Source organism: Rhodococcus sp. WAY2 (genome assembly GCF_009859915.1).
Lineage (GTDB): Bacteria > Actinomycetota > Actinomycetes > Mycobacteriales > Mycobacteriaceae > Rhodococcus_F > Rhodococcus_F oxybenzonivorans.
Genome location: NZ_CP046572.1, coordinates 1,842,237 through 1,868,143, shown reverse-complemented (window position 1 = coordinate 1,868,143; position 25,907 = coordinate 1,842,237). Strand labels below are relative to the sequence as shown.

Sequence of the window (25,907 nt, the reverse complement as noted above, 5' to 3'; positions counted from 1 at the left end):
CCCCTCACAATCCGAGGATCGAGGAGGCGATGATGCTGCGCTGCACTTCGCTCGATCCGCTGTAGATGGATACCTTGCGGTAGTTCAGATACGTCGGTGCCGTCCGCTGCGCCCAGAGCGGCGAGGCAATCCCCTCACCGGCCGCGAAGGGCAGCGAGTCCGGTCCCGCGACATCGGTCAACAACTCGAGGGTGGCCTGTTGCAGCTCGGACCCCCGCAGCTTCAGCAGCGACGACGCCGGATTCGGCTTCCCGTCGGCCGAACTCGCCACCACCCGCAACTGCGTCAACTCCAACGCGATGATCTCGTTCTCGAGTTCCGCGACTCGCGCGGCAAACAGCGGATCCTCCAGCAAGGTGCCGTCCCCGACTGCAATTTCCGCGGCGCGTTTCTTCGCCTGCGCCACACGCACCTTGGAAAATCCGAGCCGGGTCACCCCGGTGCGCTCGTTGCCGAGGAGGAACTTCGCGTAACTCCAGCCCTGGTTCTCTTCGCCCACGAGATTCTCCGCCGGCACCCGAACGTCCTCGAAAAACACCTCGTTGACTTCGTGGCCGCCGTCGATGAGTTTGATTGGGCGCACCGTCACCCCAGGCGTACTCAGGTCGACGAGGATGAACGAGATACCGGCCTGCTTCTTGGGCGCATCCGGATTGGTGCGAGCGAGAACGAAGATCCAATCCGCGTGCTGCGCCAACGTGGTCCACGTCTTCTGACCGTTGATCACATACTCGTCGCCGTCACGGACTGCGCGGGTCTTCAGCGACGCCAGGTCCGAGCCGGCCTCGGGCTCGGAGAACCCCTGGCACCACCAGATGTCGAGATTCGCGGTCGGCGGCAGGAACTTTTCCTTCTGCTCCTGTGAACCGAACGCCGCAATCACCGGGCCGACCATGCCGGTATTGAACGCGAGCGGCTCGGGCACCGACGCCAACTGCAACTCTTCCAACCAGATGTGCTTTTGCACCGGCGTCCAGTCCCGGCCGCCCCACTCCACCGGCCAATGCGGCGTCGCGAGCCCGTTGGCATTCAGGATCCGCTGCGACTCGACGAACCCCTCCCTCCCCACCTCTTCTCCGCGCGCATACCGCTCACGGATCTCCGCCGGAATCTGCGTGGTGAAGAACGTTCGCATCTCGTCACGGAACGCCAGCTCCTCGTCGGTCAAAGCCAGATTCATCGGGATTCCTTCGCACTCGAGGTCGGATTCATGTTCTGGATCCGACGTTACTCCCTCGTGCGGCTTCCCCGCCCGTGAGTACTTGTTAACCGGCCACGGTTTGTTGAGTCTGGGGACATGTGAGACAGATGATGTCCACCCAGATGTGAGACACGCTGCTGTCGATTGAGGTATGAGGCACCTGACTGGTCGTGGACTTGGTTCATGACCGGAACGGAAGCCGTCATGGAACTGCTACACGCCCTGCTGGTGGTCTCGCAGACCACCGGCGCCGACATGTTCGACGGGAACTTCGCCCGCTGGTGCACCGACCACGGGATCTCCCGCGCCACCGCCTACCGGCACAAGAAACGGATCGAGGAGGACGGCCGGTGGACCGCCCGGTCCCGCCGGCCCACCTCCTGCCCACACGCCACCGCGTGGGAGGTGGAGGCCGAGATCGTGCGGCTTCGCCTCAACCTGCCCCATCACGAGCGCGGCGCCGACACCATCGCCTACCACCTGAACGCGGTCGCCGAGAAACAACACTGGTCCGAGCAGGGCTGGACCATCCCGTCCCGGGCCACGATCAACAAGATCCTCTCCCGCTACCACCTGGTCGTCCCCGAGCCGAAGAAACGCCCGAAATCGTCCTACCGCCGGTTCTGCTACCGCAAACCCCGCGACTGCTATCAGATCGACGCCACCGAAGTTCGGTTGGCGACCGGAGCCAAGGCCACCGTCTTCGAGGTCCTCGACGACTGCACCCGCACCCTGGTCGCCACCCGGGTCGCGGACGCCGAGACCGCCGCCGGGGCGATCGCGGCGATCACCGCCGCGTTCACCGACTTCGGGGTTCCGGCACTGGTACTCGCCGACAACGGCAGCGCGTTCACCTCCCGCCGCACCAAGGGCGGCACCTCGGGCTTCACCCGGGTCGTGAAGCGGGCCGGGGCGCGGCTGATCCACTCCACCCCATACCACCCACAGACCTGCGGGAAGGTCGAACGCCACCACCGCACCTTCAAGCAATGGTTGGCCACTCACCCCACCCAACCGACCACTCTGATCGAACTGCAGCAGCTCTGCGACACCTACCAGCGGTTCTACAACACCGACCGCCCGCACAGTGCGGTCAAGATGCCGCCACTGCAGGCCTGGCAGAACGCGCCACTCCTCGGTGGGCCACAAGCACTTCCGATCCAACACGACGCCACCGTGCACGCCCTGATCGTCTCCTCCGCCGGCACCGTGTGCATCGACTCCCACACCCGACTGAGCGTCGGCCGGCGCAGAGCCGGGCAGACCATCACCCTGCTCCACGACGACGACCACGTCACCGCCTACACCGCCGACGGCAACGTGATCGGACACCTACACCTCGACCACACCAAGCGCTACCAAGGACAACTCCAACCCGCCTAAAATCTGTCTCGCATCTACGTAGACACCCGTGTCTCATATCAACGTAGACAGCACAAACCGGCCACGGTTAACAAGTACTCACGGGTCAAGCGGTACGAAGGACCAGCAGATACGCACCACCGGCGGCGTCGATCTGCGACTCCACCCGCAGGTCCGGAGCCAACCGGGACAACCGGTCGAGCAGCCACTCCGACGCCTCTTCGGCATCCGACTTTCCCGGGCAGCGCGCCACCGCGACACGTCCGCCTTTGCGGCTCAATTGCTCGACCACGCCGATGATCGGTGCGGGATCGACGACGAACAACCGGTCCGGCCACGGCACGACCGGCTTGACCGCGCCCTTCTTGGTATTGCACGCGCGGTGCGCCAGGCGTTCGGCGCCACCCTTCGCCTTCGCCTTCTTCGCGGTGACAACGCTGTCGATACTGGGTCCGCGCGGATCGTTGACCGACATGTCGGGATCCACCGGTTCGTCACACAGCCAGCAGCGCCACGATGCGCGTTCGCCGACCTCTTGGAGGGTGCTCATGCGCGCACACGCTACTCGCGCCGACTAGACAGGATCGAAGCCGGAGATCAGCCAGTCGTCGCCGGAGCGCGTGAGTTCGACGTTGATACTCGTCGCCGTCGTGGCCGGTTCGGGTTCCGCGGCACTCGTCGTCGTCTGGTTCACGAACAAGAGCACTGTCGCCGTGTCGGCCTGTACGTCCACGGGACCGGCCGCCGCCACCGTCGCCTCGGTGGCTACCTGGCTCTCCTGCGCGGCCGGCACCACCACCTCCGTGGTGAACTTCGAGTAATAGTCGAGGAACTCTCCTGTCAGACGACCGCGGGCGGTGTCGACGACGCTCGCCACGGTGTCCGGCGTGTAGGACAGAAGGGCCACAGCGCCCTGCGACGCGGTGTCGGTCACCGCCGCGCGCACGTCGTCATCGACACGCTGGTCCGGTCGATACGTCGTCACGTAGAGGGTTGCGGCCAGCACAGCCGCCACCGCGGTGAGTGCAGCCAGGACGGAGACCAACCTGCGTGGGGTCCGCGACCACCATCGCACCTTCTCTTCTGCCTTCACTGCACGAACCCCGCCTTCACGATCTTGTACCGGCCGTCGTCGAGTTGCACCGTGACCCGCATCCGCTGTCCGCGCGGTTCTTCCGCAGCGCCACCGGCATTCGAGACCTTCTGTGCGACCGCGACTATCACGTCGGCGGAATCACCGCTCTGCGATTCGATCGCGGCCTGCAGCACCTCACCTTCGGACTGGACCCGCGCTTCCTGCATGACGGCGACGAGGTCCTTCGAGCGCGCTTCGAACTCGTCGCGGAACTCTCCCGCCGCGCCGTCGAGCACTCGCTGCACGTCCTCGTCGGCGCGCTCGAAGTTCATGGTCGTCAAGTTCACGACCCCTTGGCGAGCCGCGTCCAGAATCTCGGACCGCTCCCGGGCATCGCGCTCGGCCTGCCAGTGCGAGTAGCCGAAGTACCCGCTGAAGGCGACCAGCGACAGCGCCGCCACCGACAGCACGCCGGCGATTGCCCTCCCGGACCTCCACCCGGCCGACGGCCGGACAGCTTCTCCGCCGGACGCCGCCTGCGCTGTGTCCCCCTCCGGTGGAGTCGGCTTTTCCGGGGAAGCGCTGTCCACGGCGGGCACGTCAGCCATCGATGTCCTTCGGTAGTGCGTGTTGTTACCTGGATCACTCGAATGCTACCCGTAGGCAATATCAGATATTTTTCGCCCACCGGCGCTCGCGACATCCCGTCGACGCATAGCTTGTGTCGGGCCACACGTACGGTCGGGTATCACTACTGTTGAGGACAAGGCAGGCGACTCGGAAGGATCCACGATGACCAGCGATTCAGGCGCGCGCAGCCGCGTGCAGTTCGGTGCCGGAGCGACGCCGGAACTCGTCAGCTCCCAGGGGCGGACCATCATCGCCGACGCCGTGGTCGCCAAGATTGCCGGCATCGCCACTCGCGAGATCAACGGCGTCTACGACGTGGGTGGCGGCACCGCCCGCGCAGTCGGCGCTCTCCGTGACCGGATCCCCGGCGCACGGGTCAATCACGCCCAAGGGGTCGCCGTCGAGGTCGGGGAAAAGCAGGCCGCCATCGACATCGGCATCGTGGCCGAATACGGCGTCGCACTTCACGAACTCGCCGTCGGAATTCGCCGCAACGTCATCGCCGCCGTCGAGCGCATGACCGGGCTCGAGGTGACGGAAGTGAACATCACCGTCTTCGATGTCATGCTCGAGGAACCCGATATCGTGGCCGAGTCGGACCTCAAACCGAGGGTGCAGTGACAGGGTCGCCCTTGCCGGACACCGGCACCGAAGATCTGTCGGAACGGGTCGCCGCCGCCGTCCTCGCCACTCCCGGCGTCGCAGCCCTGCACGGCGGCCAATTCGGGGAAATCGCGACCTATCTGCCCGGCCGTCGTGTCACCGGGGTGACCATCGGCCCGTCGTCGTGCGCCGTTCACGTGGCCGTTCGCTACCCGGCGAATGTCGTCGATACCGCCGAAAACGTACGGGCCGCCGTCGAATCGCTGGTGAACGTCCCGGTAGACGTGACCATCGAAGATCTCTTGACCGAGACAGGACACACGCAATGAACAGCACAGTGACAGGGTTGGTCGTCGGATTACTCCTCGCGATCGCCGGAATCCTCGGCGGCTTCAGCGGATTCGTCTTCGCGGTACTTCTCGGCGCGGTAGGGATGGCCGTCGGTGCACACCGCGACGGTCACCTCGACCTCGGCGCCATCCTCCGAAGCCGTGGCCGTGGCTGAACCCTCTCCCACCGGATCGGCTGCCGGTACCGACGAGGCGGCCGCCGACTACGACGCGTCCGGATTGCGCGGCGAGTTGGTCATCAAAGAGCGCGCCATCGTGAAGATCGCCGTCGCCGCAGCCCTGCAGGTACCCGGCGTGGTCAGGCAGTCCGGCGGACTGTCCCGGCTCACCGGTCGCGAACTCCCCCGCGCCGATGTGTCCACGGGCGCCGATGCCGTCGCCATCAACCTGTACATCGCGATGCGCTGGCCGTGCCGTCTCGACATCCTGAGCCGGCGGCTGCGTGCGGAAGTGAGCCGCCGCATCGAGGATCTGACCGGGATGCCGGTGTGTGAACTGAACATCGTGGTCGCTGGAACAGAGGCAGCGCCGGACGAGGACAGTTCACCGGACACGCCCTACCAGGACGACGACTCCCGCGCTCCGGACGCACCCATTGTCCCGCTCCGACCGCGCACACCCCGGGCCACACCGGCCGCGGTACCGGCCGCGATCATCATCGCCGTCGCAGCTCTGGGCCTGGCACTCGTCTCGGCGCGCGAACTGCTCATCATGCGAGGCACTTTCGCGAATGCACCCTGGATACGGAACACCGTCGAGTGGCTGGGACGACTGCACTGGTCGGAGTGGATAGTCCCGGCCGCGGTGAGCGCGATGGTACTCGGCGTCGTCTTCATCGTCGCGGCTGTCAAACCCCGACCACGCACACATCTGCCACTGCGAGTCGGCGACACACCGATCGTCTGGTTTCGACCCACCGACCTCGCCCGCCATTGCAGCAGCCACGCACGCACCGCTCCCGGCGTGCAGTCCGCGCACACCACGGTCGACCGCAAGCACGTCACCGTTCGAGTGGTGCGCAGCGAAGCGTTCTCGGCCGGTGACGTCGCCATCTCGGTCCGCGAAGCGGTGGAACCGACCCTGTCACTACTCGGTACCGCCCCCGAACTCCGAGTGCAGGTGAAGCCATGACCCATCGCACCGCCGCCGTCAATCGTCTGATCGTCCTCGTCGTCGGCCTCATCCTCTTCGGTGTGGGCGCCTACGCCGTCGCCTGGGACCTCGGCGTACCGATCGTCCGGGAATGGGTGTCGCATTACGACCGCGCACGTGTCACCTCGTTGCCTGAGGAGAACTGGTGGGGGTGGGCGCTCGCCGCGGCGGTCGTCGGGGGTGTGCTGTTCGGAACGGTGCTGTTGGCGCTCGATCTCACCAGGCGACGCACTGCGCCCGTTGCGGTGCCGGACCGAGACTCCGGAACCTTCGTCACCGTGGACCTCGGGTCTCTCGCCAACGGGGTGTCGAGTGAGCTCGAGCGGTATCCGGGGGTGCGGCAGACCCGTGCACGGGCCGTCAACGAACGTGGACTACCCACCCTGTCCGTCGTCGTGACCGCTGATCCGACGATCGACCTCGCCGACTTCACCCGCACATCGGAGCGCATCGCCGCCTGGGTTGCGGCGACGGTCGGTGACAACGAGGTGGCCACCCAGGTCCTGCTGCACCTCGACCGGGCCGATCAGCCCGCACAAAATTCCGAGAGCTGACCCGCGCACCCGCACGTACTCGGTACGTTCGGGCTCATGGAATATGTGGTGTTCTATGCGACCGATCCGGACAGTGCAGCGCGTATCCCCGAGGTGTACCCGCGGCATCTGGCGTACCTCGACGAGTTCTCCGCTCGAGGGGGTTTGCTGAGTATCGGCCCGTTCGACGACCCTGTTGCCCACGGGTCGATGGCGATCTTCACGAGCCGGGAGCGAGCCGAGGAATTCGTCGCGAACGACCCCTTCGTCCTCGAGGGCATCGCGCTGCCGGGAGAAATCCGCGAGTGGGACGCCCTGAGCTTCCGCTGATACCCCAACGAGGTCGGACGAGAAACGCCAGTGGCGCCCATCCCGGAGGATGAGCGCCACTGGCGTGTAGTGCAGCGTGATCAGCCGATCACAGGCAGGCGGGTGCCTACTTGTTGATCTTCGTGACCTTGCCGGCGCCGACGGTGCGGCCGCCTTCGCGGATCGCGAAGCGCAGGCCCTCGTCCATGGCGACGGGCTGGATCAGCTTGACGGACATCTCGGTGTTGTCACCGGGCATGACCATCTCGGTGCCCTCGGGCAGCGTCACAACGCCCGTCACGTCCGTGGTACGGAAGTAGAACTGCGGACGGTAGTTGTTGAAGAACGGCGTGTGGCGGCCGCCCTCGTCCTTGGACAGGATGTACGCCTGGCCCTCGAACTCGGTGTGCGGGGTGGTGGTGCCGGGCTTGACGACAACCTGTCCACGCTCGACATCTTCGCGCTTGATACCACGCACGAGCAGACCGACGTTGTCACCGGCCTGGCCCGAGTCGAGGAGCTTGCGGAACATCTCGATACCCGTGACCGTGGTCTTGGTCTTGGTTTCCTTGATGCCGACGATCTCGACGTCCTCGTTGACGTTGATCACGCCACGCTCGATACGACCGGTGACGACGGTGCCACGACCGGTGATCGTGAAGACGTCCTCGACGGGCATGAGGAAGGGCTTCTCGGTCTCGCGAACCGGGTCCGGGATGGACTCGTCGACCGCAGCCATGAGCTCGAGGATGTTCTTGGTCCACTCCGGGTCGCCCTCGAGCGCCTTCAGTGCGGAAACCTTGACCACCGGAGCGTCCTCGTCGAACTCCTGCGCAGCGAGGAGCTCACGGACCTCCATCTCGACGAGCTCGATGATCTCTTCGTCGTCGACCATGTCGGCCTTGTTGAGAGCGACGAGGATGTAGGGCACGCCGACCTGGCGGGCGAGCAGCACGTGCTCACGCGTCTGGGGCATCGGGCCGTCGGTGGCGGCGACCACGAGGATGGCACCGTCCATCTGCGCCGCACCGGTGATCATGTTCTTGATGTAGTCGGCGTGACCGGGAGCGTCGACGTGCGCGTAGTGGCGCTTCTCGGTCTGGTACTCAACATGCGAGATGTTGATCGTGATACCGCGAGCCTTCTCCTCAGGAGCCTTGTCGATCTCGTCGAAGGCCGAGGCCTCGTTGAGATCCGGGTACGCGTCGTGCAGAACCTTGGTGATGGCCGCGGTCAGCGTGGTCTTGCCGTGGTCGACGTGACCGATGGTGCCGATGTTCACGTGCGGCTTCGTCCGCTCGAACTTCGCCTTCGCCACTGTGTGTCCTCCTGGACTGATTGATGCTTGCGGTATGCAGCAGTGCGGTTGTTATTACTGGGTCGTGCTTTCGGCCGGCTTAACCGAGGTTACTCGCCGGTCGCCTTGGCGATGATTTCCTTCGAGACGTTCGCGGGAACTTCTGCGTAGGAATCGAACACCATGGAGAAGTTCGCCCGGCCCTGGGTCTTCGACCGCAGATCACCGATGTAACCGAACATCTCCGAGAGCGGAACCAGCGCCTTCACGACACGGGCACCACTGCGTTCCTCCATGGCCTGGATCTGGCCACGGCGGGAGTTCAGGTCGCCGATCACGTCACCCATGTATTCCTCGGGTGTGGTGACCTCGACAGCCATGAGCGGCTCGAGAATGACCGGGCCGGCCTTGCGGGCGGCTTCCTTCAGTGCCTGCGAACCGGCAACCTTGAAGGCCATTTCAGACGAGTCGACATCGTGGTATGCACCGTCGAGCAGCGACAGCTTGAGGTTGACCAGCGGGTAACCGGCCAGGACGCCGTACTGCATCGCGTCCTGCGCGCCTGCATCCACGGAGGGGATGTACTCGCGCGGGATGCGGCCACCGCTGACCTTGTTCTCGAACTCGTAGGTGGCGCCGTCTTCGCCGACGAACGGTTCCAGCGCGATGATCACCTTGGCGAACTGGCCCGATCCACCCGTCTGCTTCTTGTGGGTGTAGTCGTGCTTCTCGACCTTCTTGGTGATGGTCTCGCGGTAGGCGACCTGCGGCTTGCCGACGTTGGCCTCGACCTTGAACTCGCGACGCATACGGTCGACGAGGATGTCGAGGTGGAGCTCGCCCATACCGCCGATGACGGTCTGGCCGGTCTCCTCGTCGAGCTCGACGGAGAACGTGGGGTCCTCTTCGGCGAGCTTCTGGATCGCGGTGCCCAGCTTCTCCTGGTCGGACTTGGTCTTGGGCTCGATCGAGACCTGGATGACCGGGTCCGGGAAGCTCATGGACTCGAGCACGATGGGGCTGCTCTGATCGCAAAGGGTGTCACCGGTGGTGGTGTCCTTCAGACCGATCATCGCGTAGATGTGGCCGGCCACGGCCTCGTCGACCGGGTTCTCCTTGTTGGCGTGCATCTGGAAGAGCTTTCCGATGCGCTCCTTCTTGCCCTTGGTCGCGTTCATGACCTGGGCGCCCGGATCGATCCGGCCGGAGTACACGCGGACGAACGTCAGCTTGCCGAAGAACGGGTGCGCTGCGATCTTGAAGGCCAGAGCCGAGAACGGCTCGTCCTTGCTCGGCTTACGAGTGAGAACTTCCTCCTCGTTGCCCAGCGCGTGGCCCTGAACCTCACCGATGTCCAGCGGGTTCGGCAGGTAGTCGATGACCGCGTCGAGCATGGGCTGCACGCCCTTGTTCTTGAACGCGGAACCACACAGCACCGGGTACAGCTCGGACGCGACCGTCATCTTGCGGATGGCAGCCTTGATCTCCTCGACGGAGAGCTCCTCGCCGGCGAAGTACTTCTCCATGAGAGCTTCGTCGGACTCGGCAACGGTCTCGAGCAGCTTCTCGCGGTACTCGGCGGCCTTGTCGGCCAGATCCGCGGGGATCTCCTCGATGGTGGGCTCGGCACCGGTCGGCACGACACCGCGCCAGGTGATGGCCCGCATCTCGACCAGGTCGACAACACCGTCGAAGTCGTCCTCGGCGCCGATCGGCAGCTGCAGGACGAGGGGCTTGGCACCGAGACGGTCGATGATGGTCTGGACCGTGAAGTAGAAGTCCGCGCCCATCTTGTCCATCTTGTTGACGAAACAGATGCGCGGAACGTCGTACTTGGCGGCCTGACGCCACACCTGCTCCGACTGGGGCTCGACGCCCTCCTTGCCGTCGAACACGGCCACAGCGCCGTCGAGCACGCGGAGCGAACGCTCCACCTCGACGGTGAAGTCGACGTGACCGGGGGTGTCGATGATGTTGATCTGGTTGTTGTTCCAGAAGCAGGTCACCGCGGCAGAGGTGATCGTGATGCCGCGTTCCTTCTCCTGCTCCATCCAGTCCGTCGTCGACGCGCCGTCGTGCGTCTCACCGATCTTGTAGTTGACACCGGTGTAGAACAGGATGCGCTCGGTGGTGGTGGTCTTGCCGGCATCGATGTGCGCCATGATGCCGATGTTGCGGACCTTGTTCAGGTCGGTCAGCACTTCCTGTGCCACAGGATTCTTCCCCGCTCGTAGCTCGTGTATCGGGTGTCGGCCTCCCCGGTGTTCCACCAGCGGGGCCATTGTCTCGAGTTGTAGATCAGCCGGGCCCGGGTAGGGCCCGACGTAGCAACGACGCCGGAGCAGTCACGGTGAGGTGACTGCTCCGACGTGACGTCACCAGCGGTAGTGGGCGAATGCCTTGTTGGCTTCAGCCATCTTGTGAGTGTCCTCACGGCGCTTCACAGCGGCACCGAGGCCGTTGCTGGCGTCGAGGAGCTCATTGGCGAGACGCTCGACCATCGTCTTCTCACGGCGCTGCCGCGAGAAGGTCACGAGCCAGCGGAGCGCGAGGGTGGTGGAACGGCCCGGACGGACCTCGACCGGCACCTGGTAGGTGGCGCCACCGACACGGCGGCTGCGAACCTCGAGGGCAGGCTTGACGTTGTCCAGAGCGCGCTTGAGGGTGACGACCGGATCGGTGCCGGTCTTCTCGCGTGCCTGCTCGAGCGCCTGGTAGACGATGCGCTCGGCGGTGGACTTCTTGCCGTCCAGGAGGATCTTGTTGACGAGCTGCGTCACCAGGGGCGAACCGTAGACCGGGTCGTTGATGAGCGGGCGCTTCGGAGCGGGGCCCTTACGTGGCATTAGCTCTTCTCCTTCTTGGCGCCGTAGCGGCTGCGTGCCTGCTTGCGGCCCTTGACACCCTGGGTGTCGAGGGAGCCGCGGATGATCTTGTAGCGCACACCGGGGAGGTCCTTCACACGACCACCGCGGACGAGCACCATGGAGTGCTCCTGCAGGTTGTGGCCCTCACCCGGGATGTAAGCGGTGACCTCGACGGAGCTGGTCAAGCGCACACGCGCGACCTTACGGAGCGCCGAGTTCGGCTTCTTCGGGGTGGTGGTGTACACGCGGGTGCACACGCCACGACGCTGCGGGCTGCCCTTCAGAGCTGCCGTCTTGACCTTGGCGGTCTTGTCGCGGCGGCCCTTGCGGACCAACTGATTGATGGTTGGCATTTACCGGCTTTCTTCGTGTTGAACAGACTGCTCTGGACAAGCAACCTTGGCTGTTCTGAAATTAGGGATCTAGCAGTTGGGGCAAGGAAGCTACTGCCCCGCACTCGATCGGCGGTGCGTGACGTGCACGCACCCCACGGTCGGGTGTGTCGCATACCCCCACACAGGCAGCCGGATGCTCGTTCCATGCAGCAAATCTGCACGAACGCGCGCACGGCAATACCTCGCTAGGCACACAGATCGGCCCGGGCATGCCGGACACGACCCACAACGATACCCGGCGGCGCGCCGGAAGGTCAAAGCGGGCGGGCGGTGGTAAGGGCTGCGAGGTGAGAGGAAGGGCTTTCGGTTCGAGTGCCAGCACACTAGCTGCTCAGGTTGAGCGTCAGATCGGCGAGGGTGGACGCCGCCTCACACGGATCCGCCGCGGCAGCGGTGAACTGCACCCACCAGCCGACCACGCCCGAGGACGGCGATCCCACGCTCACCCCGCAGGCTCCGGGATCGTTCGGTGGCCGCATCACCACGGCTCTGCGGCCCTGGATGGTCGACGACTCCACCTTGTAGCCCAGCTCCTCGCCCGTCTCCTTCTCGGTGTCGAGCGAACCTGTCTCGAACCAGTTGAAGGTGATCTTCACCGGACCATTGGCGCCGACGGCATCCCAGCGGCAGATCGCGCCGAAGAAGCCGCGCTCGATGGCGTCGGCCGCGACGGATTCGGCGATCTGTTCGTCGGTGACTGCGTCGCACTCCTCGAGGAGGGCGGTGAACCTCTCCGTGTCACCGGTGACAGAGGCACCTTCGGGTCGGGCCGAACCGTCGATCGACGACCCGCATCCCGCGATCAGCCCGGCCACCGACACGATCGCGGCCGTAACCTCTGCCGCGCGGCGACGTCCGCCGCTCATCACCCCTCCGCTCATCATCTGGCCCCCGCTCACTTCGCCCTCGACACGCTGAGTTCGGCGAGGTCCCGCGCAACCTTGCAGGGGTCGGCGGCCGGCCGGGCGTCGGCATACATCACCGACCAGTGAATGAAATCGCCGCCGAACTCCACACCGAGTTCGCACAGGATCCCCTCGGAGGAGGCGATGAAGCCGGGGTTTCCCTGGACGTCGATGTCGGTGGCCGGTCGGCCGATCAGTTCTGATCCCGCCCGTTCGCGGCCGATCGGACTGCCGCGGTACCAGGAGAACGTCACGCTGGGCCCACCGATTCCCGCGGTTTCCCATTCACAGCCGACGGAGTTGCGGGTGACGCCGGTGAAGGAGGGCATACCGAATGCCGTCGATACTTCATCGTCCGTGACGGAGCCGCACTGACCGAAGAACGGTCCCGGTTCGGTGATCTGCCCGGTGGCGGGTGGGGCGGCAGTATCGGTCCCGGCGTCGTCGCCGCCCCCGCAGCCGGCCAGGGCAGCCACGACACCGACCGCGGCGAGCACTCCCCATTTCCTGCCCATGAACGCTGACTCTACCGATCCGGCCGGGGTGTGCCCGGTTCAGTCGACTGCCACCGCGTCGAGTGTCCGTTCGGCGCCGTCAGTGCCCCGTGGGAGCGCGGCGTCGAGTTGCGCAGCCCATTGACGAACCACCTCGGCGCGGCGTTTCGAGTCGTCGGTGAGGACGTCGGCGAGGCCGAGCCCGCGGGCCAGGTCGAGAGTGGCCTGCACGAGGCGGTGTGCCACCGGGTCGGAGTCGTCGAAGCCGAAATGCTCGACGGCGGTGCGGTGGGCGACCCGTCCGAAGCGTTCTTCGAGCGGCACGATCCGCGCCCGCAGCTCCGGGTCGGCCGCGGCTGCGGTCCACACCTGCAGGGCGGCTTTGAAGAGAGTGCCCGTGTAGTAGTCGACGAGCCGCGACACCACGGCCTCGGTGCGGCCCGCCCCCGACGGCAGGTCGGTGGCCTCCCGCCGGGCCTGCTCCATCCGGGCGTCGAACATGACCTCGAGGGCGGCGGTGATCAGATCTTCCCGGGTCGGGAAATGGTGCTGAGTGGCACCACGCGACACCCCGGCGCGTTGCGCCACCAGGCTGACGGTGGTGGCGCCCCACCCCAGTTCGGCGAGGCAGTCGATGGTGACCTCGAGCAGATGCTCACGCGTGACCCGGCTACGGTCCTGCTTCGGTTCGCGGGTCATGCGGTCACTTCCTCTCGTTGCGCTGTTCGCCCGTGCGCGGGTGACGAGTCCTGAGACTCGTCACCCGCGCACGGGGCCGGAGGCCCAGGTGGGCGGCCGCTTCTGCAGGAACGCCATCATGCCTTCCCGGGCTTCCTCGGACTCGAAGAGCCTCGCGGACTGCGCTGTCAGCTCGTCGGTGTAGCGGTCGAAATCGGCGAGCAGTGCCTTCGTGATCAGGGCCTTGCTCTCCGCCAGCCCCTGTGGTGACGCCTGCCGGAACTGGTCGAGAATTTCCTCGACGGTGTCGTCCGGGTCCTGCGCAGACTCACTGATCAGTCCGATCGCCTCGGCCTCGTGCGCGCCGAACTTCTCCCCCGTGAGGAAGTACCGGCCTGCCGCGCGTGCGTCGATGCGGGGAAGGACGGTCAACGAGATGATCGAGGCGGCGAGCCCCAGTCGCACCTCGGTGAGGGCGAAGGTGCTCCGAGGTCCGGCGACCGCGATGTCGCAGGCACCCACCAAACCCATGCCTCCCGCTCGGACGTGACCGTCGATCCGCGCCACCACCGGTTTGGGCAGCTCGACGATGGCGCGCAGTAGTTCCGCCATCTGACGGGTCCGGGACCCGACATCTCCACCGGTCTCACTGAGATCGGCCCCGGCGCAGAAGGTGCCGCCGGTGTGGGTCAGAACGACGCCGCGGACGTCGTTGTCCGCAGCGGCGTCCCGCAATCCCTGCAGGAGCTGCTCGACCAGCCTCCCGGAGATCGCGTTCCTGTTGTGCGGCGAGTCCAGGGTGAGAGTGGCGAACCCGCGACTCACCTCGTAGCGGACGTACCGGTCGGCGTGTACTTCGGTCATGTGCTGTCCGTTCGACATCAGTACGACTTCGGCAACCCGAGCGAGTGCTGGGAGACGAAGTTCAGGACCATTTCCCGGCTGACCGGCGCCACCCGGGCGATGCGGGCCGCACCGAGCATCGCTGCCAGGCCGTATCCCTTGGTCAGGCCTGCCCCACCGTGCGTCTGGATGGCCTGGTCGAGGGCTTTGATGCTCGCCTCGGCGGCGGCGTACTTGGCCATATTCGCGGCCTCCGCGGCACCGAAGTCGTCGCCGCTGTCGTAGAGCACCGCGGCCTTCTGCATCATCAGCTTGGCGAGTTCGAGCTCGATCTTTATTTGAGCAAGCGGGTGCGAGATCCCCTGGTGGGCGCCGATCGGCGTCTTCCATACCGTGCGCTCGTTCGCAAACTTCACGGCCGCGTCGAGCGCGTACCGTCCCATGCCGACGGCCATGGCCGCACCCAGGATGCGTTCGGGATTCAGGCCCGCGAACAATTGCATCAACGCGGCGTCGGCCTCGCCGACGAGTGCGTCCGCCGGAAGCCGCACGTTGTCGAGGAACAGCATGAACTGGTGGTCGGGCTCGACGATGTCCATCTCCATCGGCGTCTTGACAAAATTCTCGGCGTCGGTGGGGACGATGAACAGCGCAGGCTTCAGCTTGCCGGTCTTCGAGTCCTCGGTCCGCGCGACGATCAGAACGGCATCGGCCTGATCGACCCCGGAAATGTAGATCTTGTTCCCCGACAGCACCCAGTCCTCGGCTTGATCATCATCCCTCGCTCCGCTCGACCGGTCCCGCCGCGCGGTGGTCGTGATCTGGTGCGAGTTCGAACCCGCATCGGCCTCGGTGATGCCGAATGCCATGATCTTCGACCCGTCGGCGAGTCCTGGGAGCCACTTCTGCTTCTGCTCCTCGGTGCCGTACTTGCCGATGATGGTGCCGCAGATGGCGGGCGACACCACCACGAGCAGCAGCCCGGCACCGTGCGCGGCAAGTTCTTCCTGGACCAGCGCCAGTTCGTAGATGCCCGCTCCCCCGCCGCCGTATTCCTCGGGGAGGTTGACGCCGAGGAACCCGAGCTTGCCCGCCTCGTTCCACAACTCCGTCAGTGGTTCACCGCGCCGCGCCCGAGGAAGCACGTAATCGACGTAGTTGAAGCGCTCCCCGAGCCTCGACACGGAGGCACGGAGTTCCTTCTGTTCTTCGGTCTCGATGAAGCTCATGATTCTCCTTCAGCCTGCGCTGCTTCGACTACTGCCAGTACCGTTCCCACGTCGACCTGCTGACCGACGGTCACCGACAGGTCGGTGACCACACCGGATGCCGGTGCCTTGATCGTGTGTTCCATCTTCATCGCCTCGAGCCACACGATCGGCTGGCCGACGGTCACGGAATCGCCGACCTCGGCGCCGAGGCGGATGACCGAACCGGGCATCGGGGCGAGGAGGGACCCCTCCGCCACCACGGTGCTCGGATCGGTGAATCGCGGCTCTGCGCGCAGGCTCACCGGCCCGAGCGCGGAGTCGACGAACACGTCTTCGCCGTAGCGCGCCACCTCGAACGATCTGCGCAGCCCGGCAACGTCCAGCATGACCCTGCGTGCGGTCGCCGCGACGAGGGTGACATCGTCGAAGCCGTCCGCCTTCAGCCCGTACCGGCCGAGCAGGTACCGGACCTCGATCTCTCGGTCACCTGTCGTGAACGTCTTGCTTTGCGGAGCGGACGGCAGGTTCCTCCACCCACTGGGGAGCGTGGCGTTCACCGCCGCGACCTCGCGGTTGTGCGCCGCGTCCGCCAGTGCGGCGGCGAGCGCCGACAACCTGTGGGTGTCGGCCGACGCGAGCGGCCGCGACAACACCTCGAGGTGGTGGGTCGCGAAGAAGGCGGTGTCCGTGTCGCCGGCAAGGAACGCCGGGTGCCGGAGGACATTGACCAACAGGTCCCGGTTGGTGCGCAGCCCGTGGATCTGCGCACGGCCGAGGGCCGACGCCAGCCGGGTAGCCGCCTGGGACCGCGTCGCCGCGAACGAAATCACCTTCGCGAGCATGGGGTCGTAGTGCACGCCCACCACCGAGCCGTCGACCACACCGGAATCGAGGCGGACGCCGGGCGAGCGCAGAACGTCGAACTCGGTGGTCGTGCCCGGCACGTCGAAGTGGTGGACGGTGCCGCTCTGGGGTTGCCAGTTCAGAGCCGGATCCTCGGCGTACAGCCGAACCTCGATGGAGTGGCCCGACACGGTGGGATGCTCCGCGTCGAGAGGAACACCCGACGCCACCTGCAGTTGCAGTTCCACGAGGTCGAGCCCCGTGGTGCATTCGGTGACCGGATGCTCCACCTGCAGGCGGGTATTCATCTCGAGGAAGAAGAACTCTCCCACCTGATCGGCAAGAAATTCGACCGTGCCGGCACCCTCGTAGTCGATGGCTTTCGCGGCGAGCCGGGCTGCCTCGAAAAGCCGCTCCCGCATCCCGGGTGTGGCCTCGACCAACGGGGACGGCGCCTCTTCGATCACTTTCTGGTGACGACGCTGGATGGAGCATTCACGCTCCCCCACCGCCCACACCGTTCCATGACGGTCGGCCATCACCTGCACTTCGATGTGCCTGCCCGTTTCCAGGTAGCGCTCGCAGAACACCGTCGGGTCACCGAAGGCCGACTGTGCTTCGCGGCGTGCACCTTCCAATTGTTCCGCCAGGTCCGCGAGCTCGCGTACGACGCGCATACCACGCCCGCCGCCGCCCGCGGACGCCTTGACGAGTACGGGCAGATCGGCCTCGGTGACCGCGTCGGGGTCGAGTTCGGCCAGGACGGGGACCCCGGCGGAAGCCATCAGCTTCTTGGACTCCACCTTCGAGCCCATCATCTCGATGGCGGGCGAGGGTGGCCCGATCCAGGTGAGTCCCGCGTCGTGGACGGCGCGCGCGAAATCGGCATTCTCCGAGAGGAACCCGTAACCCGGGTGAATGGCGTCGGCTCCGGCCAGGCGGGCAGCCTCGACGACGAGGTCGCCGCGCAGGTACGTGTCGGCGGGGCTGTTGCCGGGCAACCGGACCGCGGCGTCGGCCTCGGCAACGTGCGGGCTCGATGCGTCGGCGTCGGAAAACACGGCGACGGTGCCGATGCCCGCCCGCCGGCAGGTGGCGAAGATGCGACGGGCGATCTCACCACGGTTGGCGACGAGGACGGACCGGATCAGGTGTGGGGCGTCGAGGGTTGTCATGTGCTGCCTCACATCCGGAAGACGCCGAAGTTTTCGGCGCCTTCGATCGGGGCGTTGGCAATGGCCGACAGGCACATTCCCACCACGGTTCGGGTGTCGCGGGGATCGATCACACCGTCGTCGTACAGGCGGCCGGACAGGAACATCGGGATCGATTCGGCCTCGATCTGGTTCTCGATCATGGCCCGCATGCCGGCGTCGGCCTCTTCGTCGAAGGCCTGGCCGCGCGCTTCGGCCGACGCCCGGCTGACAATGGAGATGACGCCCGCCAACTGCGCACCGCCCATGACGGCCGACTTGGAACTGGGCCAGGCGAACAGGAATCGCGGGTCGAATGCGCGTCCGCACATGCCGTAGTGCCCGGCCCCGTACGACGCCCCAAGGAGGATCGAGATGTGCGGGACGGTGGAGTTGGAGACCGCGTTGATCATCATCGAACCGTGCTTGATCATCCCGCCCTCCTCGTACTCCTTACCCACCATGTATCCGGTGGTGTTGTGCAGGAACAGCAGCGGGGTGTTCGAGCGGTTGGCCAGCTGGATGAACTGGGTGGCCTTCTGCGACTCCTCGCTGAAGAGAACACCGCGCGCGTTGGCGAGGATGCCGATCGGATACCCGTGCAGTTCGGCCCAGCCGGTGACGAGTGACGATCCGTACATCGGCTTGAACTCGTCGAAGTCGGAGCCGTCGACGATGCGGGCGATCACCTCGCGTGGATCGAACGGGATCTTGAGGTCGGCGGGGACGATGCCGAGCAGTTCCTCGGGGTCCGCGAGCGGTTCGATGACGTCGGCCCGGGGCGCGGGACCCTGCTTCGTCCAGTTCAGTCGCTTGACGATGCTGCGGCCGATCCGGATCGCGTCCTGCTCGTCGACGGCGAAGTAGTCGGCGAGACCGGACTTGCGGGCGTGCATTTCGGCGCCGCCGAGGGTTTCGTCGTCCGACTCCTCACCGGTGGCCATCTTCACGAGGGGCGGTCCGGCGAGGAACACCTTGGACCGTTCCTTGATCATCACGACGTGGTCGGACATGCCCGGGATGTACGCGCCACCGGCGGTCGAGTTCCCGAAGACGAGGGCGATGGTCGGGATGCCCGCCGCGGACAGCTGGGTGAGGTCGCGGAACATGCGACCGCCGGGAATGAACACTTCCTTCTGGGTGGGGAGGTCGGCGCCGCCCGACTCCACCAGCGAGATGACCGGGAGCCGGTTCTGCCGCGCTATGTCGTTGGCGCGGAACACTTTCCGGAGGGTCCAGGGGTTGCTCGTGCCGCCGCGGACCGTCGGGTCGTTGGCCACGATCAGGCACTCGACACCCTCGACTACCCCGATCCCGACCACGGTGCTGGCACCGACCGGGAATTCGCTGCCCCACGCCGCCAGCGGGCACAACTCGAGGAAGGGCGAGTCGGGGTCCAGCAGCAATTCGATGCGCTCCCGGGCGAGGAGCTTTCCGCGTTTCTTGTGCCGTTCGGTGTACTTCTCCCCGCCGCCGGCGAGCGCCTTGGCGTGTTCGGTGTCGATCTCGGAGAGTTTGTCGGTCATGGCTTTCGCCGCGGCCGCGTACTCGTCCGAGCCGGTGTCGAGGGTCGACTTCAGCGTCGTCATGCCTGATACCCCAATCGCTTGGCGGCAAGGCCGGTCAGTATCTCCGTGGTGCCCCCGCCGATTCCCAAGATGCGCATGTCGCGGTACTGCCGCTCCACTTCGCTCTCCCGCATGTAACCGAGCCCGCCGAACAGCTGAACAGCCTGGTTGGCCACCCATTCGCCCGACTCCACCGCGGTGTTCTTCGCGAAACACACCTCCGCGATGAAGTCCTCGTTCGACTCGAGCGACCGCTCGACCAGAGTCCGGGTGTACACCCGGGCCACATCGATCTTCCGGGCCATTTCCGTGACCGTGTTCTGCACTGCCTGCCTGCTGATCAGGGGGCGCCCGAAGGTTTCGCGGTCGCGGACCCACGCCAACGTGAGGTCGAGGCACCGCTGCGCACTCGAATACGCTTGGGCGGCAAGCGCGATGCGTTCGGTGAGAAATGCCTGGGCGATCTGTGAGAATCCGCTGTTCTCGGCGCCGACGAGGTTGGCGACCGGCACACGCGCGTCGATGAACGACAACTCCGCGGTGTCGGAGGCGCGCCATCCCATCTTGTCGAGTTTGCGGGCCACCTCGAAACCGGGTGTTCCCTTCTCGATCACGAGGAGGGACACACCGGCGGCGCCGGGTCCGCCGGTGCGTACCGCGGTGACCACGAAGTCGGCGCGGCACGCGGAGGTGATGAAGGTTTTGGAACCGTTGACGACGAAGTGGTCGCCGTCGCGCACCGCGGTGGTCCGCAGGTGTCCGACGTCGGAGCCGCCGCCCGGTTCCGTGATGGCGAGCGAGCCGATGAGGTCTCCGCGCAGGGTGGGCCGCACCCACTTCTCGATCTGCTCCGGGTCACCGGCCGCTGCCAGGTGCGGCAGGGCGATGCCCGAGGTGAACAGAGACGCGAACAGACCACCCGACGCGCCGGCCTGGTGCATCTCCTCGCAGATGAGGACCGCGTCTACCAGATCCCCGCCCTCGCCGCCGACGGACTCCGGAAATCCGGCGCCCATCAGCCCCAGTTCGGCTGCCTCACGGTGCAGTGCGCGCGGAATCTCACCGTCACGCTCCCAGTCCGCGAGGTGCGGAAGTATCTGTCTCTCGACGAAACCGCGCACGGTCTTGCGCAGCTCCTGCCGTTCCGGTGTGTCCCACACGTTCACGAACTTGTCCCTTCGGGGAGGAGTGCTTTCGGAATATCGACGTGCCTGGATCGCAGCCATTCACCGAGACCCTTGGCCTGCGGGTCGAATCGGGCCTGGGACGCCACGCCCTGCCCGAGAATTCCCTCGATGACGAAGTTGACGGCGCGCAATTTCGGCAGCACGTACCGCGTGACGGGGAGGTCGGCAGCCTCCGGGAGGAGTCGTTTCACTTCGTCGACTGTCAGGGTGTGGACCAGCCACCGCCACTGTTCGTCGGTACGGACCCACACACCGACGTTGGCGTTCCCGCCCTTGTCGCCGCTGCGGGCACCGGCAATGGTGCCGAGGGGGCAGCGCGTCGTCGGTCCATCGGGCGGTGGCCCCGGAAGTACCGGATCGTCGACGTCCTCGAGTTCACGCACCTCGGGAGACGGCTCGATGTCGGCGCGGGCGCCGTCCGGCAGTACCGCGACGTGCGGAACTTCCTTGGCGTGCACGTACCCGGGCGTGAACACCCCATAGGGCTGCCCCTGCCCGGGTGGGGCGGTGAGCGTGAAGCCGGGATAGCTGGCGAGTGCGAGTTCGACTGCGAGCGAGGAGAAGCTGCGACCCACCGCGGCGGCGTCGGAATCGCGAACCACACACCGCAGCAGCGCGCTCGCGGCTTCCTCGGTATCGGCGTCCGGGTGGTCGGTACGGGCGAGCGACCACTCCAGTTCGGCCGGACGGATGGTCAGCCCACTCTCGAGTTGTCTCCGCACCAGCGCCGCCTTGGCCTCGATGTCGAGGCCGGTCAGGACGAACACGGCCTCGTTCCGGAACCCGGCCAGCGTGTTCAACGAGACTTTCAGCTGAGGCGGCGGCGGCTCACCCGTGACCCCGCTGATGCGGACACGATCGGCGCCGTCGTCGGACAGCTCGGCGGTGTCGATCCGGGCCGTTACGTCGGGGCCGGCGTACCGGCCGCCCGTGATCTCGTACAGCAGCTGCGCGGTCACGGTTCCGGCAGTCACCGCCCCACCCGTTCCGGGGTGCTTGGTGATGACCGAGGATCCGTCCGCGTCGATCTCGGCGATCGGAAAACCGGGCCGGTCGAGGTCGGCGATCTCGGTGAAGAATGCGTAGTTGCCCCCGGTGGCCTGGGTGCCGCACTCGATGACGTGACCCGCCACCACCGCACCCGCCAGCTGATCGAAGTCGCCCCGTTGCCACCCGAAGTGCGCAGCCGCCGGTCCCACGATCACCGAGGCGTCGGTGACACGGCCGGTGACCACCACGTCGGCCCCGGCGTTCAGGCATTCGACGATTCCCCACGCTCCGAGATAGGCATTGGCGGTCAGCGGACTGCCCAGTCCGAGTTCCACGGCCCGCCCGATCAAGTCGTCACCCTCGACGTGAGCGATCTTTGCCTGCAGCCCCAGCGTGTCGTTCACCGCGCGCAGCGCCGCGGCCAGACCTGCGGGATTGAGGCCACCTGCGTTGGCGACGATGCGGACGCCCTTGTCCAGGGCCAGTCCGAGGCAGTCTTCAGCCTGGCGGAGAAACGTTTTGGCGTATCCCCGATCGGGGTCCTTCATGCGGTCACGACCGAGGATCAACATGGTCAGCTCGGCGAGATAGTCACCGGTCAGGTAGTCGAGTTCGCCGCCCTCGAGCATCTCGCGCATCGCCGACAGGCGGTCACCGTAAAAGCCGGAACAGTTGCCGATCCGCACCGTCATCGCGACCCCGCCTCCCGTCCCCCGCCGGCGGGACCCGCGAAAGCCTGTGCGATGTCGAGCCATTGGTCGGCGTCCGGTCCGGTCGCGACGAGAGCAAGGTCTGCCCGATTCGCCCGCTGGGTGACGAGCAGGCAGAAGTCTTCTGCCGGTCCGGTCACCCGCTGGGCGGCGTCCTCGGGTCCCCATGTCCACGAAGACGAACCACCGGGCGCGGTCAGTTCTACGCGGAATTCCTCGGACGGCGCAGGAAGCTCGTTGACGGCGTAGGCGAAGTCGCGGGTGCGGACACCGAGGTGGGCGATGCTTCTCAGCCTCGCCGTGGGTGTCTGTGTCACTCCTAGAGCGTCGGCCACGTCCTGGCCGTGCGCCCAGGTCTCCATCAAGCGGGCCGTCGCCATGGACGCCGCCTTCATCGGCGGTCCGTACCACAGGATTTTCTGGTCGGGCGGCACCGCGGCCAGAGCGTCGGCGAGCTGTGCACGGGTCGTCCGCCAGTCCTCGAGGAGCTGCGCCGGCGGGAGGCTCGCGAACTCGCGGGCACCGGCGTCGACGAAACCTGCCGGGTCTGCCGCGGCGACCGCCAGCTGCGTGGTGAACGCGTCGGGGTCGGTGATCGCCAGCAGAGCGGCTCGATCGGTCCAGAGCAGATGCCCGATCTGGTGGGCGATCGTCCATCCCTCCGCGGGTGTGGGGTCTGCCCATCGGGAGTCCGGGAGGTCTGCGACCAGCGCATCCAACGCTTCGCTCTCGGCACACACGTCATCGATGAACCTCTGCAGTTCGGCCATGCGACCAGCATCACACCCACCCCGTAAAAAAGCAAGCACGACTGATTGTTTTCGTCCTTGCCGTGTCGCCGGGTGCATTGCGGGCGGTCTGCTGCCACGCTGGGGACGTGATCCGACAGTTGCTCACCCAGGCGGCACTGAATCCTCTCCCCTCGCCGCGGACACTCGCGACGCGCCTCGTACCGAAGTCGGGACATCGGGTAGCCGGGAAGCGCATCCTGGTCACCGGGGGTTCGTCGGGTGTCGGCGAGGCCGCGGCACGCCGACTGGCACATCTCGGGGCGGAGGTCGTGCTCGTCGCCCGAGGCGCCGAAGCCCTCGAAGCCGTCCGCGACGACATCCTGCGTGCAGGGTGCGACGCGCACGCCGTTCCCTGCGATCTGACCGACCCCGACTCGATCGACGCCATGGTGTCCCGGGTGCTCGGCGATATCGGCCCTGTCGACGTCCTCGTCAACAACGCCGGACGCTCGATCCGGCGGACGGTCGAAGATTCGCTCGACCGCTTCCACGACTACGAGCGCACCATGGCGATCAACTACTTCGGTTCGACCCGGCTCACTCTCGCGTTGCTTCCGTCGATGCTCGAGCGCCGCGACGGCCACATCATCAACGTGGCCACGTGGGGCGTGCCCGCGGGTGTGATGCCCAAATTCTCCGCCTACCACGCGTCGAAGGCGGCGGTCGGCGCGTTCGGCCGCAGCCTCGGTGCCGAACTTCGCGATCGCGGCATCGCCGTGACCACCCTCGACCTGCCTCTGGTGCGGACGCCGATGATCGCCCCGACCGCGGACTACGACTCGATGGCGGCGTTGTCCCCGGAGCAGGCGGCCGAATGGTTCGTCACCGCCGTCCGGACGCGGCCCGTGGAGTTGCTTCCGGGATATGGGGAGCTGTTCCGGGTTCTGGGCTTCTTCGCGCCGACCCTCACCGACGCGTTGGTGCGGCGGGCCGGCATCTAGCCGGAATGCAAGACTTGGCTCTGATCCGAAAGCCGCACACACCCAGAGGGAGCCGTACATGACCGACGCTGTGCTCACCACCCGCGATGGCGACATCATCACGTGGACGCTCAATCGTCCCGAGGCCCGCAACCCGATCTCCGAGCCCGACGTGATCGAGGCACTCGAGAACGCGGTGGCCGAGGTCAACGGTGACCCCAGCGTGCGCGCCGCCATCATCACCGGTTCCGGTTCGGCGTTCTCTTCCGGCGGCAACGTCAAGCACATGCAGAACCGCGAAGGAATGTTCGGCGGCTCCCCCGCCGAAATCCGGCAGGGCTACCGCCACGGTATCCAGCGCATCCCACTCGCCCTGTACCACTGCGAGGTACCGACCATTGCCGCCGTCAACGGGCCGGCAATCGGTGCGGGTTGCGACCTCTCGTTGATGTGTGACATGCGGATCGCCTCCACCGCCGCAGTCTTCGCGGAGAGTTTCGTCAAGGTCGGCCTCGTCCCCGGCGACGGGGGCGCCTGGTTTCTTCCGCAGGCCATCGGCATGGCGCGCGCCAGCGAGATGGCGTTCACCGGTGACGCGATCGACGCCGCCAAAGCCCTCGAGTGGGGACTCGTCTCCCAGGTGACCGAGCCCGACCAGTTGCTGCCGGCGGCGCGCGCGCTGGCCGACCGGGTGGCGGTCAACCCACCCCAGGTGCTTCGAATGACCAAGAAGCTGCTCCGCGAGGGACGTCAACACAGCCTCGAAAGCCTGCTCGAACTCTCGGCGGCGATGCAAGCGCTCGCGCACCACACCGCCGACCACCACGAAGCGGTCGGGGCGATGCTCGATCGCCGGACACCGAACTTCACGGGGCAGTGAATCGGTTCCGCCCGGCCGTAAGACAGGTTCACCGCACCGCTGCGGCGGAGACACAGCGCCCGTGACCGGAACGTCCCCCAACCGGCTCGTCCCTGTCCTGTCGGTCCTCGGATCGGTGTTGTCCGTCCAGTTCGGCGCCGCCTTCGGGAGCACCTTGTTCGACACGGTGGGCGCGTCGGGCGCCGTGGCACTGCGGCTCACCGTCGCCGCACTGATCCTCGGCATTCTGGTCCGTCCACGATGGCATCGGTGGACGCGACCGCAACGAGAGGGCATTATCGCCCTGGGACTTGCTCTCGCAGTGATGAATTCGGCCTTCTACGAGGCGCTGGCGCGGCTACCGTTGGGCACCACCGTCACCATCGAGTTCCTGGGGCCGCTCACCCTGGCCGCCGTCTTGTCGCGGCGACTCCGCGACGGCGTGTGGGTGCTGGCGGCTCTCGCGGGAGTGGTGATCCTCGGATTGCGGGACACGGGCACCGAGGCGCTGGACGCCGTCGGTGTTGCGTTCGCCCTCATTGCGGGGGCGGCGTGGGCGGGCTACATCGTCGCCGGTTCCCACTTGGCGGCGACGGTTCCGAGCGCTGACGGCCTGGCCGGTGCCAGCATCGTCGCTGCGGTGCTCACGCTGCCTCTCGGTGTGATTTCAGGCGGGACAGCACTGTTCGATCCCCGCACTCTGGCGGTGGGCGCCGCGGTGGCTCTGCTGTCTTCGGTCATTCCGTACACTCTCGAACTGCGGGCGCTACAGGTGATGAGCAAGAAGGTGTTCGCCATCCTCATCGCGCTCGAGCCGGCTGCTGCCACGCTCGCCGGGGTTCTCGTCCTCGGGCAGGTACTGGGACTGCAGACGCTGGCCGCGATCGCGCTCGTCGTCGCCGCCGGCATCGGGTCGGTGCTGAGTAACAGGTAGTTCCTCT

General features: G+C 66.4%; 28 protein-coding genes. 10 read left to right on the top strand and 18 right to left on the bottom strand.

Features of this window, described 5'->3' with window-relative positions; all coding sequences use genetic code 11:
- Nucleotides 1–4 precede the first annotated feature (4 nt).
- A complete protein-coding gene (locus GFS60_RS08775; protein WP_159920455.1) occupies nucleotides 5–1,180 on the bottom strand; it encodes an acyl-CoA dehydrogenase family protein in 1,176 nt (391 codons plus the stop codon).
- A 204-nt stretch (nucleotides 1,181–1,384) separates the two neighbouring features.
- Here GFS60_RS08775 and GFS60_RS08770 point away from each other — a divergent pair, with 204 nt between their 5' ends.
- The gene (locus GFS60_RS08770; protein WP_236603167.1) at nucleotides 1,385–2,584 is read left to right on the top strand and encodes a DDE-type integrase/transposase/recombinase; all 1,200 of its coding nucleotides are present in this window, start codon (nucleotides 1,385–1,387) and stop codon (nucleotides 2,582–2,584) included.
- Between the two features lie 85 nt (nucleotides 2,585–2,669).
- Here the strand turns inward: GFS60_RS08770 and GFS60_RS08765 are convergent, their stop codons facing one another.
- From GFS60_RS08765 to GFS60_RS08755, 3 genes are read right to left on the bottom strand one after another with little or no spacing between them, the layout of a single operon-like run.
- Nucleotides 2,670–3,113, bottom strand: a complete 444-nt coding sequence (locus GFS60_RS08765; protein ID WP_201453529.1) for a hypothetical protein — start codon at nucleotides 3,111–3,113, stop codon at nucleotides 2,670–2,672.
- Between the two features lie 24 nt (nucleotides 3,114–3,137).
- Complete coding sequence (locus tag GFS60_RS08760; RefSeq protein WP_236603404.1) at nucleotides 3,138–3,656, bottom strand: twin-arginine translocation pathway signal; 519 nt, start codon at nucleotides 3,654–3,656, stop codon at nucleotides 3,138–3,140.
- On the bottom strand, nucleotides 3,653–4,246 hold the full coding sequence (locus GFS60_RS08755; RefSeq protein WP_159920453.1) for a hypothetical protein: 594 nt from the start codon (nucleotides 4,244–4,246) through the stop codon (nucleotides 3,653–3,655). Before GFS60_RS08755 ends, GFS60_RS08760 begins: the two co-directional genes overlap by 4 nt.
- Nucleotides 4,247–4,430: 184 nt before the next feature.
- Here GFS60_RS08755 and GFS60_RS08750 point away from each other — a divergent pair, with 184 nt between their 5' ends.
- From GFS60_RS08750 to GFS60_RS08725, 6 genes are read left to right on the top strand one after another with little or no spacing between them, the layout of a single operon-like run.
- A complete protein-coding gene (locus GFS60_RS08750; RefSeq protein ID WP_109328051.1) occupies nucleotides 4,431–4,889 on the top strand; it encodes an Asp23/Gls24 family envelope stress response protein in 459 nt (152 codons plus the stop codon).
- A complete protein-coding gene (locus GFS60_RS08745; RefSeq protein WP_159920451.1) occupies nucleotides 4,886–5,200 on the top strand; it encodes a hypothetical protein in 315 nt (104 codons plus the stop codon). Before GFS60_RS08750 ends, GFS60_RS08745 begins: the two co-directional genes overlap by 4 nt.
- Nucleotides 5,197–5,376 carry a DUF2273 domain-containing protein gene (locus GFS60_RS08740; protein WP_109328047.1) on the top strand — a complete coding sequence of 60 codons (180 nt, stop codon included), beginning with the start codon at nucleotides 5,197–5,199 and terminating at the stop codon, nucleotides 5,374–5,376. Before GFS60_RS08745 ends, GFS60_RS08740 begins: the two co-directional genes overlap by 4 nt.
- Complete coding sequence (locus GFS60_RS08735; RefSeq protein WP_442972195.1) at nucleotides 5,369–6,352, top strand: DUF6286 domain-containing Asp23/Gls24 family envelope stress response protein; 984 nt, start codon at nucleotides 5,369–5,371, stop codon at nucleotides 6,350–6,352. The genes GFS60_RS08740 and GFS60_RS08735 overlap by 8 nt, the downstream gene beginning before the upstream one ends.
- The gene (locus GFS60_RS08730; RefSeq protein WP_159920449.1) at nucleotides 6,349–6,927 is read left to right on the top strand and encodes a hypothetical protein; all 579 of its coding nucleotides are present in this window, start codon (nucleotides 6,349–6,351) and stop codon (nucleotides 6,925–6,927) included. The genes GFS60_RS08735 and GFS60_RS08730 overlap by 4 nt, the downstream gene beginning before the upstream one ends.
- A 36-nt stretch (nucleotides 6,928–6,963) precedes the next feature.
- Nucleotides 6,964–7,236: a YciI family protein gene (locus GFS60_RS08725; protein ID WP_159920447.1), complete on the top strand. Its 273-nt coding sequence runs from the start codon at nucleotides 6,964–6,966 to the stop codon at nucleotides 7,234–7,236.
- Nucleotides 7,237–7,342: 106 nt separating this feature from the next.
- Here GFS60_RS08725 and tuf read toward each other — a convergent pair whose 3' ends face one another.
- The 14 genes from tuf to GFS60_RS08655 all read right to left on the bottom strand — a co-directional run bounded on the left by tuf (nucleotide 7,343) and on the right by GFS60_RS08655 (nucleotide 23,166).
- The gene (tuf, locus tag GFS60_RS08720; RefSeq protein WP_109328041.1) at nucleotides 7,343–8,533 is read right to left on the bottom strand and encodes an elongation factor Tu; all 1,191 of its coding nucleotides are present in this window, start codon (nucleotides 8,531–8,533) and stop codon (nucleotides 7,343–7,345) included.
- Between the two features lie 89 nt (nucleotides 8,534–8,622).
- A complete protein-coding gene (gene fusA / locus GFS60_RS08715) occupies nucleotides 8,623–10,725 on the bottom strand; it encodes an elongation factor G (RefSeq protein WP_109328039.1) in 2,103 nt (700 codons plus the stop codon).
- A gap of 162 nt (nucleotides 10,726–10,887) precedes the next feature.
- Nucleotides 10,888–11,358, bottom strand: a complete 471-nt coding sequence (rpsG, locus tag GFS60_RS08710; protein ID WP_072738343.1) for a 30S ribosomal protein S7 — start codon at nucleotides 11,356–11,358, stop codon at nucleotides 10,888–10,890.
- Nucleotides 11,358–11,732, bottom strand: coding sequence for a 30S ribosomal protein S12 (gene rpsL / locus GFS60_RS08705; RefSeq protein WP_005252198.1), 375 nt, complete (start codon nucleotides 11,730–11,732; stop codon nucleotides 11,358–11,360). Before rpsL ends, rpsG begins: the two co-directional genes overlap by 1 nt.
- A gap of 365 nt (nucleotides 11,733–12,097) precedes the next feature.
- On the bottom strand, nucleotides 12,098–12,640 hold the full coding sequence (locus tag GFS60_RS08700) for a DUF3558 domain-containing protein (RefSeq protein ID WP_159920445.1): 543 nt from the start codon (nucleotides 12,638–12,640) through the stop codon (nucleotides 12,098–12,100).
- Nucleotides 12,641–12,669: 29 nt separating this feature from the next.
- On the bottom strand, nucleotides 12,670–13,194 hold the full coding sequence (locus GFS60_RS08695) for a DUF3558 domain-containing protein (RefSeq protein ID WP_109328037.1): 525 nt from the start codon (nucleotides 13,192–13,194) through the stop codon (nucleotides 12,670–12,672).
- Nucleotides 13,195–13,233: 39 nt separating this feature from the next.
- On the bottom strand, nucleotides 13,234–13,872 hold the full coding sequence (locus GFS60_RS08690) for a TetR/AcrR family transcriptional regulator (protein WP_159920443.1): 639 nt from the start codon (nucleotides 13,870–13,872) through the stop codon (nucleotides 13,234–13,236).
- Nucleotides 13,873–13,932: 60 nt separating this feature from the next.
- Nucleotides 13,933–14,733 carry an enoyl-CoA hydratase family protein gene (locus GFS60_RS08685; protein ID WP_159920441.1) on the bottom strand — a complete coding sequence of 267 codons (801 nt, stop codon included), beginning with the start codon at nucleotides 14,731–14,733 and terminating at the stop codon, nucleotides 13,933–13,935.
- On the bottom strand, nucleotides 14,733–15,923 hold the full coding sequence (locus tag GFS60_RS08680) for an acyl-CoA dehydrogenase family protein (protein ID WP_159920439.1): 1,191 nt from the start codon (nucleotides 15,921–15,923) through the stop codon (nucleotides 14,733–14,735). The genes GFS60_RS08685 and GFS60_RS08680 overlap by 1 nt, the downstream gene beginning before the upstream one ends.
- Nucleotides 15,920–17,923 (bottom strand): ATP-binding protein, encoded by a 2,004-nt coding sequence (locus GFS60_RS08675; RefSeq protein ID WP_236603402.1) that lies wholly within the window; start codon nucleotides 17,921–17,923, stop codon nucleotides 15,920–15,922. The genes GFS60_RS08680 and GFS60_RS08675 overlap by 4 nt, the downstream gene beginning before the upstream one ends.
- 8 nt (nucleotides 17,924–17,931) lie before the next feature.
- Nucleotides 17,932–19,530 (bottom strand): acyl-CoA carboxylase subunit beta, encoded by a 1,599-nt coding sequence (locus GFS60_RS08670; protein WP_159920437.1) that lies wholly within the window; start codon nucleotides 19,528–19,530, stop codon nucleotides 17,932–17,934.
- On the bottom strand, nucleotides 19,527–20,675 hold the full coding sequence (locus tag GFS60_RS08665) for an acyl-CoA dehydrogenase family protein (protein WP_159920435.1): 1,149 nt from the start codon (nucleotides 20,673–20,675) through the stop codon (nucleotides 19,527–19,529). The genes GFS60_RS08670 and GFS60_RS08665 overlap by 4 nt, the downstream gene beginning before the upstream one ends.
- Nucleotides 20,672–22,378, bottom strand: coding sequence for an acyclic terpene utilization AtuA family protein (locus GFS60_RS08660; protein ID WP_159920433.1), 1,707 nt, complete (start codon nucleotides 22,376–22,378; stop codon nucleotides 20,672–20,674). Before GFS60_RS08660 ends, GFS60_RS08665 begins: the two co-directional genes overlap by 4 nt.
- The gene (locus GFS60_RS08655; RefSeq protein WP_159920431.1) at nucleotides 22,375–23,166 is read right to left on the bottom strand and encodes a TIGR03084 family metal-binding protein; all 792 of its coding nucleotides are present in this window, start codon (nucleotides 23,164–23,166) and stop codon (nucleotides 22,375–22,377) included. Before GFS60_RS08655 ends, GFS60_RS08660 begins: the two co-directional genes overlap by 4 nt.
- 119 nt (nucleotides 23,167–23,285) lie before the next feature.
- Here GFS60_RS08655 and GFS60_RS08650 point away from each other — a divergent pair, with 119 nt between their 5' ends.
- The 3 genes from GFS60_RS08650 (at nucleotide 23,286) to GFS60_RS08640 (ending at nucleotide 25,900) form a co-directional block, all read left to right on the top strand.
- The gene (locus tag GFS60_RS08650; protein ID WP_159926986.1) at nucleotides 23,286–24,128 is read left to right on the top strand and encodes an SDR family oxidoreductase; all 843 of its coding nucleotides are present in this window, start codon (nucleotides 23,286–23,288) and stop codon (nucleotides 24,126–24,128) included.
- A 58-nt stretch (nucleotides 24,129–24,186) separates the two neighbouring features.
- Entirely contained in the window at nucleotides 24,187–24,987 is an 801-nt protein-coding gene (locus tag GFS60_RS08645) for a crotonase/enoyl-CoA hydratase family protein (RefSeq protein WP_159920429.1), read from the top strand.
- 61 nt (nucleotides 24,988–25,048) lie between these two features.
- Nucleotides 25,049–25,900, top strand: a complete 852-nt coding sequence (locus GFS60_RS08640; RefSeq protein ID WP_159920427.1) for an EamA family transporter — start codon at nucleotides 25,049–25,051, stop codon at nucleotides 25,898–25,900.
- The last annotated feature ends 7 nt before the right edge of the window (nucleotides 25,901–25,907 follow it).

Excerpts from the sequence above, each read along its gene's own strand:
- GFS60_RS08725 (WP_159920447.1), top strand. The coding sequence starts at position 6,964 with ATGGAATATGTGGTGTTCTATGCGACCGATCCGGACAGTGCAGCGCGT.
- rpsL (WP_005252198.1), bottom strand. The coding sequence starts at position 11,732 with ATGCCAACCATCAATCAGTTGGTCCGCAAGGGCCGCCGCGACAAGACC.
- GFS60_RS08670 (WP_159920437.1), bottom strand. The coding sequence starts at position 19,530 with ATGACGACGCTGAAGTCGACCCTCGACACCGGCTCGGACGAGTACGCG.
- GFS60_RS08680 (WP_159920439.1), bottom strand. The coding sequence starts at position 15,923 with ATGAGCTTCATCGAGACCGAAGAACAGAAGGAACTCCGTGCCTCCGTG.
- GFS60_RS08770 (WP_236603167.1), top strand. The coding sequence starts at position 1,385 with ATGACCGGAACGGAAGCCGTCATGGAACTGCTACACGCCCTGCTGGTG.
- GFS60_RS08660 (WP_159920433.1), bottom strand. The coding sequence starts at position 22,378 with ATGACGGTGCGGATCGGCAACTGTTCCGGCTTTTACGGTGACCGCCTG.
- GFS60_RS08695 (WP_109328037.1), bottom strand. The coding sequence starts at position 13,194 with ATGGGCAGGAAATGGGGAGTGCTCGCCGCGGTCGGTGTCGTGGCTGCC.
- GFS60_RS08645 (WP_159920429.1), top strand. The coding sequence starts at position 24,187 with ATGACCGACGCTGTGCTCACCACCCGCGATGGCGACATCATCACGTGG.
- GFS60_RS08730 (WP_159920449.1), top strand. The coding sequence starts at position 6,349 with ATGACCCATCGCACCGCCGCCGTCAATCGTCTGATCGTCCTCGTCGTC.
- GFS60_RS08765 (WP_201453529.1), bottom strand. The coding sequence starts at position 3,113 with ATGAGCACCCTCCAAGAGGTCGGCGAACGCGCATCGTGGCGCTGCTGG.
- GFS60_RS08775 (WP_159920455.1), bottom strand. The coding sequence starts at position 1,180 with ATGAATCTGGCTTTGACCGACGAGGAGCTGGCGTTCCGTGACGAGATG.
- GFS60_RS08655 (WP_159920431.1), bottom strand. The coding sequence starts at position 23,166 with ATGGCCGAACTGCAGAGGTTCATCGATGACGTGTGTGCCGAGAGCGAA.
- GFS60_RS08690 (WP_159920443.1), bottom strand. The coding sequence starts at position 13,872 with ATGACCCGCGAACCGAAGCAGGACCGTAGCCGGGTCACGCGTGAGCAT.
- GFS60_RS08675 (WP_236603402.1), bottom strand. The coding sequence starts at position 17,923 with ATGACAACCCTCGACGCCCCACACCTGATCCGGTCCGTCCTCGTCGCC.
- GFS60_RS08740 (WP_109328047.1), top strand. The coding sequence starts at position 5,197 with ATGAACAGCACAGTGACAGGGTTGGTCGTCGGATTACTCCTCGCGATC.
- GFS60_RS08685 (WP_159920441.1), bottom strand. The coding sequence starts at position 14,733 with ATGTCGAACGGACAGCACATGACCGAAGTACACGCCGACCGGTACGTC.
- rpsG (WP_072738343.1), bottom strand. The coding sequence starts at position 11,358 with ATGCCACGTAAGGGCCCCGCTCCGAAGCGCCCGCTCATCAACGACCCG.
- GFS60_RS08750 (WP_109328051.1), top strand. The coding sequence starts at position 4,431 with ATGACCAGCGATTCAGGCGCGCGCAGCCGCGTGCAGTTCGGTGCCGGA.
- GFS60_RS08755 (WP_159920453.1), bottom strand. The coding sequence starts at position 4,246 with ATGGCTGACGTGCCCGCCGTGGACAGCGCTTCCCCGGAAAAGCCGACT.
- GFS60_RS08700 (WP_159920445.1), bottom strand. The coding sequence starts at position 12,640 with ATGAGCGGCGGACGTCGCCGCGCGGCAGAGGTTACGGCCGCGATCGTG.